We start from the raw sequence: 8,154 nt of genomic DNA, 5'->3' as shown, positions 1-8,154 counted from the left end.
ACCAATTATAAGAATAGGCCATTAGTGTTGCACTTAACTTGACAATTGAGGAAAAATAAGAATGATATCAAAAATGAGCGCCAGTGTTCGGGGAATCCAAATACTGGCGCTCATTTTTTCTAGCCTCATTATTGCCTTTAGTAACGGTCTAAAATCCGGTCGACCGCACCCCCATAGCTTTCACCAAATAGGATCAGGTGCATGCACAGGTAGTAGAACTGGTACCAGGGCAGGCGGTCATTAATTCCCGGTGTGAAGGGGTACTTGTCCGTATAGGCCCGGTAAAATTCGTTATCAAAGCCCCCAAAGATGGTCGTCATGGCGATGTCAAACTCACGGTCACCGTAGACGGCATCGGGATCGATGAGGTAGGGCTTATCATTGGCAAACATGAAGTTACCAGCCCACAGGTCACCGTGGAGGAGGCTCGCTCTAACTTCGTGGTCGCTGTAATACTGCCGGAACTTCTTAACCATTTGCTGGAAGTGTTCTTCCCGCCAGCGGTTCCAGCGACCTTCCCGCTGGGCCGCCGCAACCTCAGGAAGCAGGCGCTGGTTAACGTAAAAGTCTTCCCAGCTATCATTCCAGGTATTGTTCTTCACGAGGACCTTCGTTTGGTGGTTATCAACGAAGCCAAACTGAGAATTGAAGTGTTGGTGGAGGTCAGCAACCGCCCGGCCCAGGTCGGCTTGACTACCGGCACTTTCCGTAAGCCAGTTGAGGACGAGGTAGGCGTGGCCATCAATAGCCCCGTTATACAGGGGAGTGGGTGTGTTGACAACCTTGCCCAGGGCCTTGAGCCCGTTGATTTCGTGTTTAAAGTAGCTTGCGGGGTGGTTCGGTTGGACCTTAATGAAGTAACTCTTGCCACCGGCTTCGATTCGGTAAGCTTCATTAATGTCACCACCGCTGACCGGCTGAAAACTGGTGATGTTTTTAAGTGGCAACTGGGTAAACCAGCTGTGATTTAGCTTGCTCATTGTATGACTCCCTTCAAAAGTGTTAACCTCATTTTAAAATTGATATCTCAAAAAGCAAGTTTGTCGGGTATTGACTTTCCGGCCGGGGACGAGTAAGGTTAACACTGAAATTAAATATTCGTGACCGAAGATAAAAGAATGCTCGGTGCCTTCAAAGTTATAGCGAGCGGGGATGATGAAAGCCCGTCATGCGAAGCGCCGATTGACACTTTTCAGGTTGGGCAATGTCCCCGCTAGGAAGCTAGCGTTATCGTTGAGTAGATACCAAGGTGGTACCGTGCATTAGCACCCTTGTTAAACGACAAGGGTGCTTTTTTTATTTTTGGAAATGGATAAAAAAGGAAGTTAGAGAATGAAACGTACTAATTACGCTGGTGATACCAGTGAGAAGCAAGTTGGCCAAGAAGTCGTCCTTAAGGGTTGGGTCGCTAAGCGCCGGAACCTCGGGGGCTTGATCTTCATTGACCTCTGGGACCGGGAAGGCATTGTCCAGTTGGTCTTTAACGAGAAGGATAATCCAGAGGTATTCAAGGTTGCCAACGCCGTGCGGGGTCAATATGTTCTGGAGGTTCACGGTAAGGTTCAACTGCGGGCAGAAAAGGAAATCAATCCAGACATGAAGACCGGGAAGGTTGAAGTTGCCGTGGACTACATCAAGGTTCTTGCTAAGTCAGAAACGACACCGTTCGATATTACGGATAACGTTGATGCGACGGAAGACCTTCGGATGAAGTACCGTTACCTCGACTTGCGGCGTTCCGAAATGATGAAGAACCTGAAGCTGCGGAGCAAGGTTGCCTCCATCGTCCACAACTATTACGATGGCGAGGGCTTCTTGGACGTGGAAACGCCAGACTTGACCCGGTCAACGCCAGAAGGGGCCCGGGACTACATCGTTCCTTCCCGGGTTTACCCTGGTCACTTCTACGCCCTGCCACAGTCACCACAACTGTTTAAGCAATTGCTGATGGCTGCGGGGGTAGATAAGTACTACCAGCTGGCCCGGTGCTTCCGTGACGAAGACCTGCGGGGTGACCGTCAACCGGAATTTACCCAAATCGATACGGAAATGAGTTTTGCCACTCCTGAAGACATTCAGACTGAAACAGAAGGCCTGATCAAACGGGTCATGAAGGAAGTTAAGGGAATTGATGTTAAGACACCGTTCCCCCGGATGGAATGGCAGGAGTCAATGGATAAGTACGGTTCCGACAAACCCGACACCCGCTTTGGTATGCTGATTCATGACCTGTCGGACATCGTTAAGGACAGTGCCTTCAAGGTCTTCTCCGGAACGGTAGCCAACGGTGGCTTTGTCCGGGCTATCTGTGTGCCTGGTGGTGCTGATAAGTACTCCCGGAAGGACATTTCCAAGAAGGAAGAATACATCAAGCGTTATGGTGCCAAGGGATTATCCTGGGTTAAGGTAACTGCTGATGGCTACAGTGGACCCGTTGCCAAGTTCTTAAATGACAAGGCTGATCAAATTAATGCTGAAATGGGCGCAAACGAGGGGGACCTGATTCTCTTTGTAGCGGCTAGTTTCCACGTTGTTTGTGACTCTTTGGGTTACCTGCGGCGGGCAATTGCCAAGGAAATGGACATGATTAAGCCGGGACAGTGGAACTACCTCTGGGTTGTTAACTGGCCAATGTTTGAATATGATGAAGGATTTGGTAAGTGGATTGCTGCGCACCACCCGTTCACCATGTTGAATGAAGAAGACCTCCACTACCTGGAAGACGGTGAAGATCCGCACAAGGCCCACGCCCAAAGTTATGACATTATCCTGAACGGCCAGGAAATTGGTGGTGGTTCAATCCGTATCCACGATCCAAAGGTCCAAGAAAAGGTTCTGAAGGCCCTGGGATACACCAAGGAACGTGCTGAAGCGCGCTTCGGTTTCTTACTGAAGGCCCTGACGATGGGGATGCCACCAGAGGGTGGACTGGCATTTGGCCTGGACCGGTGGGTAATGCTGCTGGCCGAAGCTGACAATATCAGAGACGTCATTCCGTTCCCAAAGAACTCTAAAGCCGTCGAACCACTGACGGCCGCACCTGGGAAGGTTAGTCAACAACAACTGGATGATTTGAAGATCAAGTTTGACGATGACGTTGATTACCACCTGGACAAATAAGTAAGAATACTAAAGGGACTACCGTGCGGGGCTTAACGGTAGTCCCTTTAGCATGTTTAAAGTCAATCAATATTTGTTTTGAGAACGATCATGTCCCGTAAGCGAAGGTGGTTTTCAAAAATTGGCTTAACGTAATTATCAGTGAAGAAGTCGCTTCTAATCGCAACCGGCCGGAAGCCCACCTTTTGGTAAAGGTAGAGTTGCTTGAAGCTTGTGGATCCGGTACCAATGATTAGCTCATGGTAGTTGTGTTGGTGAGCGTACTCCTTGGCAAAATTAAGTAGGGATGTGGCTAGCCCGCGGTTTTCAAATTGTGGTGAAACGGCCAGGTTTTTAATCTCCAATTGGAACGCACTGACTGGTAGGAGGACGAGAGTCGCAAGCAATCGTGGACTCTGCCGAAGCTCAAATACGAATCCGTTCTTCAGATAAGCAGTCACTAGCTTACGACTGGGGTCCGCCCGCAAGAACAGTTGCCAGTGAGCAGCGGTGATTTTATTGGCCGTAATTACTTTCATTAGTTTCTCCTTTAACGTAAAAGAGGTTGGGCACGTATGTCCAGCCTCTTTAATGATTTATTTAAGAACTTTTTTCAGAAATTCCTTTGCCCGGTCACTAGTAGGGTGACTGAAGAAGTCCTCCGGTTTACCGCTTTCCTGGATGTAGCCATCGGCCATAAACCAGATTTGGTCGGCCACTTCCTTGGCAAAGCCCATTTCGTGGGTAACAACGACCATCGTCATTCCAGAATTAGCTAATTCTTGCATAACATTCAGTACTTCGTCAACCATTTCGGGGTCCAGGGCACTCGTTGGTTCGTCAAACAGCATCACTTCGGGATCCATTGCCAGGGACCGGACAATGGCGACCCGCTGCTTTTGACCACCGGAAAGGCTGTCTGGATAGACGTTCGCCTTGTTTTCAAGGCCAACCTTTTTGAGGAGTTCCATTGCGGTCTTGGTAGCTTCTTCTTCGCTTAACCCCTTAACCTTGATGGGGGCAATCTTGATATTGTTAACTACGGTCATGTTAGGGAAGAGGTTGAAGCCTTGGAAGACCATCCCCATCTTCTCCCGCAACTTATCTAATTCAGGATCGGAAATGTTAGTCAGGTCCTGGCCCTCGAAGAGCACCTTACCAGCGGTCGGCTTTTCAAGGACGTTCAGGCACCGGAGAAAGGTACTCTTCCCGGCACCGGAAGGGCCAATCACGCAAATCACCTGTCCCTTGTCGACTTCTTCAGAAATATCTTTGAGGACTTCGTTACCATTAAATTCCTTTTTCAGGTGTTGAATTTCAATCATTTTAGTGGGCATGTTTCATTCTCCCTTCGAAGTAGTTCAGGATTCTTGTCAGCGTAAACGTCAGAACAAAGTAGATCATCATGGTGATGAACAGCGGCAAGACACCCTTGTAGGTATCTGCTTGAACCAACTGGGTCTGGTACATCAATTCGCCAACACCAATTGTGGAAACCAATGAACTATCCTTTAACAGGGTAATAAATTCGTTCCCTAATGCTGGCCAGATGTTACGCATTGCCTGAGGCATGATGATGAAGTGGAAGGTCTGCTTCTTCGTCATCCCAAGGCTTCGTGCAGCCTCAGTTTGGCCGATTGGCAGAGACTGAATACCAGAACGAATAACTTCGGCAACGTAGGCACCAGAGTTAACTGATACGGCGATAATCCCGGCGACGAGGGCAGGAAGAGATTGGATAACGGCACCAATACCAAAGTAGACAAACATGATTTGAACCAGCATTGGTGTTCCCCGAATAAATTCAATGTAGCAAACGGCAATTCCGTGGAGGATCTTGTTTTGTGACAACCGCATCAATGCAAACAGGGTCCCGAGCAGGAAACCAAAGAAGACAGCGATAACGGTGATGATCAGGGTGTATTCGACCCCTTTAGCAAAGAAAGTCCAGTATGAAGCAACGGTGTTGTGCTTCTTGTAAGACTTCATGTACTTAGAAGCTTGTGGAATCCACTTCTTGTTGATTAAATCTTCCTTGTTAATCTTGTCAACGGTTTGGTTAGCAGCGGCCTCTAAGGACTTGTCACCCTTTGGAAAGGCCATTGCAATCCCACCAGAGTCAATCTTAATGTGTGAGTTAAAAGTGTAAAGGTTTGAGTTGTTGTTGGCGTATGCCTTAGCAGTTGCTTCATCCATCAGGACCCCGTCAACCTTGTGGGATTGGAGGGCGATTACCAATGAAGTAATTTTGGCTAATCCCTTTTCTTGGACGTTTGGAATGTTTTGCTTAACCAGGTTGTACTCCATCGCCCCGTTTTGAGCACCAACGGTTTTACCCTTAAAGCTGTTAACAGACTTGTACTTAGCCTTGTCGGCCTTGTTGATTAAAAAGTACTTGTGACCAGTGTAGTATGGCTTTGAGAAGTCAACACTCTTCTTCCGCTCGGGGGTAATGTTCATCCCCGCAATAACGGTATCCACTTTGTGGGATTCAAGGGCTACCAGGAGGGAGTCAAAGTCCATGTTCTTGATAACCAGTTTGACGCCCAAGTCTTTAGCAAACTGTTTTGCAACATCCATTTCGAAACCAACATACTCAGTTTTACCATTTTTCTTGGTGGTAAATTCGTATGGTGGGTAATCGGCACTGGTCCCCACGACCAGTGTTCCCTTTTGTTTAATCCTTTGTAGTGAATCATCGGTCGCTGCATTCGTCGAGCTCGTGGTCGAACTAGAACTCGAACTGGCGCTGCTTGAACTAGATGTTGCAGCAGCAAACGCATTGAGCGGCGCGAGGAATACTGAAACACAAAGAATACACAGCATTAATAATTGCTTGAAGTGCTTCATAATTCTTAATCTCCTTTGCCAATAGAATTCAAATAATTATTGTAAACGAATATACACCTTATTCACTATTTATGCAATACTTTTTCGAAAATACGGCATAAATATTCACTGACTAAGTACGATTTTTACGGCCAAAATATTTTTCCTTCATTAAATATAGGGAAAGACTAAGGTAATTAATTAGTTTTAAAATAGTTATTGATGAATGCTAAGTAAATGTTGACACTGGGGGTGGAATTAGGTACAATACCTTTTGTAGTGAAAGGTGTAAGTAGCCTTGAAACGTAACTTTAAGCTCGGAGGGAGGGGAATCAAAATGTCAAAAACAGTCGTTCGTAAGAATGAATCTTTAGACGACGCTCTTCGACGCTTTAAACGTTCAGTTTCGCGCAATGGGACTTTGCAAGAATACCGGAAGCGTGAATTCTACGAAAAGCCTAGTGTTCGGCGTAAGTTAAAATCTGAAGCAGCACGGAAGCGCAAGAACAAGCGTGGTCGTCGCTACTAAAATGTTTGCTCCTACCTTCGATTCGGTGGGAGCTTTTTTCTTAATATGAGGGGGACCTGAAGATGGCATTATTAAAGCAATTATCAGCAGACATGATTACGGCAATGAAGAATCGTGATAAGGAAACCTTGGCGGTTGTTCGGATGTTAAAAGCAGCGGTTCAAAACGCCCAGATTGAGGCTGGCCATGGCCTGACACCTGACGAAGAGGTAGCGGTCATGTCACGGGAATACAAGCAACGCAAGGAGTCACTGACCGAATTTGAAAAGGCTGGTTGCCAAGACCTGGTGGACAAGACGAATGCTGAACTTAAGATTGTGGCCAAGTACATGCCAAAGCAACTTTCCGAAGACGATGTATTAAAGATCGTCAATGACACGATTGCCCAGGTGGGTGCCACGAGCATGAAGGACTTCGGCAAGGTCATGGGAGCAGTGATGCCGAAGGTTAAGGGCCAAGCCGATGGGAAGGTTGTTAACCAGGCCGTTAAGAAAGCACTAAGCAACAAATAATTTTATGATTAATTAAGCCAATCACCCTGATGAATGGTTGGCTTATTGCTTTTTAAATCACCATTTTATGATAAAAGAGTAAAATAGAAGTTACTAAAGAAAAAGAGGATATTTAACATGTGTACATCGATTCTCTATACTGCTGGCGACCATTACTTTGGCCGTAACCTAGATTTGGAAGTCTCATTTGGTCAAGAGGTGGTTGTCACCCCGCGCGACTACCCGTTTGATTTTCGCAAGATGCCAACCTTAAACCACCACTACGCCATTATCGGGATGGCCCTCGTCAAGGATAACTACCCATTGTACTTTGACGGTGCCAATGAAGAAGGGCTTGGGATGGCCGGACTAAACTTTGCTGGGCTGGCCCACTTCTCCCCAGTTGAAGATGGCAAGGATAATGTTTCACCATTCGAATTTATTCCCTATGTTTTGGGTCAATGTAAAGACGTTGCCGAGGCGAAGAAACTACTTACCAACCTCAACCTGGTAAACATCAACTTCTCTGACCAACTCCAGCTTTCCCCACTTCATTGGTTGATTGCTGACCGACAGGGAGCATCGATTGTTGTTGAATCTACTCAGAGCGGTCTCCACGTTTACGATAATCCAGTGGGTGTCTTGACCAATAACCCCGAGTTCCCATCCCAGATGACGAACCTGGCAAATTACCAGAGTGTTTCACCCGCTGACCCGGTTAACACCTTGATGCCAAAGAAGGAACTCAAGACATACAGCCGGGGCCTGGGCTCCCACATGCTGCCAGGAGGGATGGATTCCGAAAGTCGTTTTGTAAAGGAATGCTTTACCCTGCACAATGCACCAGCGGGTGGTAGCGAGCTGGAGAATGTTACCAACTACTTCCACTGCCTACATGCAGTTGAACAGCAGAAGGGACTCGATGAGGTTGCACCGGATACTTTTGAATACACAATCTACTCCGATGGAATCAACCTGGCTACGGGGACCTTCTATTACACAACCTACGAAAATAACCAGATCAATGCTGTTCAGATGCACAATGTTGATTTAGACGCCAAGAAACTTGCCCAGTTCCCATTAGTTAAGGAACAAGTCATCAATAACCAAAACTAAATAAGGATAACTGAAACTTGAAAGTATGAAGACCGACTGATCCCTTGGTATCACAGGGCATATTTTAATTAATTTAACCATTTAGCTTGC

At 46.9% G+C, this 8,154-nt stretch carries 8 protein-coding genes; 4 read left to right on the top strand and 4 right to left on the bottom strand.

Going from position 1 to position 8,154, the window contains the following annotated elements; genetic code table 11:
- Window positions 1-137: 137 nt before the first annotated feature.
- Window positions 138-980, bottom strand: coding sequence for a fructosamine kinase family protein (locus FD32_RS08505; protein ID WP_047770450.1), 843 nt, complete (start codon window positions 978-980; stop codon window positions 138-140).
- Between the two features lie 352 nt (window positions 981-1,332).
- Here FD32_RS08505 and aspS point away from each other — a divergent pair, with 352 nt between their 5' ends.
- Window positions 1,333-3,120, top strand: coding sequence for an aspartate--tRNA ligase (aspS, locus tag FD32_RS08500; protein ID WP_056962168.1), 1,788 nt, complete (start codon window positions 1,333-1,335; stop codon window positions 3,118-3,120).
- A 62-nt stretch (window positions 3,121-3,182) separates the two neighbouring features.
- On the opposite strand, the gene FD32_RS08495 is transcribed toward aspS, so the two are convergent.
- Genes FD32_RS08495 through FD32_RS08485 form a run of 3 tightly spaced genes read right to left on the bottom strand, consistent with a single transcriptional unit; the run spans window position 3,183 to window position 5,949 of the window.
- Window positions 3,183-3,638, bottom strand: coding sequence for a GNAT family N-acetyltransferase (locus tag FD32_RS08495; RefSeq protein ID WP_047770446.1), 456 nt, complete (start codon window positions 3,636-3,638; stop codon window positions 3,183-3,185).
- A 57-nt stretch (window positions 3,639-3,695) separates the two neighbouring features.
- Window positions 3,696-4,436 (bottom strand): amino acid ABC transporter ATP-binding protein, encoded by a 741-nt coding sequence (locus FD32_RS08490; protein WP_047770443.1) that lies wholly within the window; start codon window positions 4,434-4,436, stop codon window positions 3,696-3,698.
- Window positions 4,426-5,949: an ABC transporter substrate-binding protein/permease gene (locus FD32_RS08485; protein WP_047770441.1), complete on the bottom strand. Its 1,524-nt coding sequence runs from the start codon at window positions 5,947-5,949 to the stop codon at window positions 4,426-4,428. Before FD32_RS08485 ends, FD32_RS08490 begins: the two co-directional genes overlap by 11 nt.
- A gap of 316 nt (window positions 5,950-6,265) precedes the next feature.
- Between FD32_RS08485 and rpsU the strand changes: the two genes are divergently transcribed.
- The 3 genes from rpsU to bsh all read left to right on the top strand — a co-directional run bounded on the left by rpsU (window position 6,266) and on the right by bsh (window position 8,064).
- On the top strand, window positions 6,266-6,457 hold the full coding sequence (rpsU, locus tag FD32_RS08480) for a 30S ribosomal protein S21 (RefSeq protein WP_047770440.1): 192 nt from the start codon (window positions 6,266-6,268) through the stop codon (window positions 6,455-6,457).
- A gap of 62 nt (window positions 6,458-6,519) precedes the next feature.
- Window positions 6,520-6,969, top strand: a complete 450-nt coding sequence (locus tag FD32_RS08475; protein ID WP_047770438.1) for a GatB/YqeY domain-containing protein — start codon at window positions 6,520-6,522, stop codon at window positions 6,967-6,969.
- A 117-nt stretch (window positions 6,970-7,086) separates the two neighbouring features.
- On the top strand, window positions 7,087-8,064 hold the full coding sequence (bsh, locus tag FD32_RS08470; RefSeq protein WP_056962167.1) for a choloylglycine hydrolase: 978 nt from the start codon (window positions 7,087-7,089) through the stop codon (window positions 8,062-8,064).
- The last annotated feature ends 90 nt before the right edge of the window (window positions 8,065-8,154 follow it).

The organism is Limosilactobacillus panis DSM 6035 (genome assembly GCF_001435935.1).
GTDB classification, from domain to species: Bacteria; Bacillota; Bacilli; order Lactobacillales; family Lactobacillaceae; genus Limosilactobacillus; species Limosilactobacillus panis.
The sequence above is the reverse complement of the archived record's forward strand: the minus strand, read 5'-3'. Positions and strand labels throughout refer to the sequence as shown.

Coding starts and splice junctions, on each gene's coding strand:
- bsh (WP_056962167.1), top strand. CDS start 7,087: ATGTGTACATCGATTCTCTATACTGCTGGCGACCATTACTTTGGCCGT.
- FD32_RS08495 (WP_047770446.1), bottom strand. CDS start 3,638: ATGAAAGTAATTACGGCCAATAAAATCACCGCTGCTCACTGGCAACTG.
- FD32_RS08505 (WP_047770450.1), bottom strand. CDS start 980: ATGAGCAAGCTAAATCACAGCTGGTTTACCCAGTTGCCACTTAAAAAC.
- FD32_RS08485 (WP_047770441.1), bottom strand. CDS start 5,949: ATGAAGCACTTCAAGCAATTATTAATGCTGTGTATTCTTTGTGTTTCA.
- rpsU (WP_047770440.1), top strand. CDS start 6,266: ATGTCAAAAACAGTCGTTCGTAAGAATGAATCTTTAGACGACGCTCTT.
- FD32_RS08475 (WP_047770438.1), top strand. CDS start 6,520: ATGGCATTATTAAAGCAATTATCAGCAGACATGATTACGGCAATGAAG.
- FD32_RS08490 (WP_047770443.1), bottom strand. CDS start 4,436: ATGCCCACTAAAATGATTGAAATTCAACACCTGAAAAAGGAATTTAAT.
- aspS (WP_056962168.1), top strand. CDS start 1,333: ATGAAACGTACTAATTACGCTGGTGATACCAGTGAGAAGCAAGTTGGC.